Origin of the sequence: Virgibacillus salexigens (assembly GCF_014905415.1) — a bacterium.
Lineage (GTDB): Bacteria > Bacillota > Bacilli > Bacillales > Amphibacillaceae > Virgibacillus > Virgibacillus salexigens.
The window spans coordinates 1-314 of the sequence record NZ_BNEO01000104.1 but is presented as its reverse complement, the minus strand read 5'-3'; the positions used below and the strand labels follow the sequence as shown (position 1 = coordinate 314).

Annotated in this window: 1 protein-coding gene; it reads right to left on the bottom strand. The window is 40.8% G+C overall.

The genetic code is table 11. From position 1 onward, the window contains the following. Window positions 1-314 (bottom strand): hypothetical protein (locus JKP73_RS22425; RefSeq protein WP_200412010.1); only part of this gene is annotated, 314 nt, incomplete at both ends.

Sequence of the window (314 nt, the reverse complement as noted above, 5' to 3'; positions counted from 1 at the left end):
CCTTTTTGGGTGTAAGGAGCATGGAGCTCGGATAAATGAATACGATTATCTTCCACTCCTTCTGTGTTTCCTACAACAAACGGATAGATACCCTGCACTACCGTTTCAAAATCCTGCTCAAATACACGTGGAGATGCATGATTTGTTAAAGACTTTTTAACAATTCGGATGTCATCATATATGGTATTTCCTTTACCAGATTCTCTACCAAGGATCAATTCAGCGCTTTCACTTTCCGCGGTAAAGCTTACCTGCATCCGCTGCATGGTACTATTGGTTCCATCATTTGTTGCATGTGAATCAGCTTTCACATA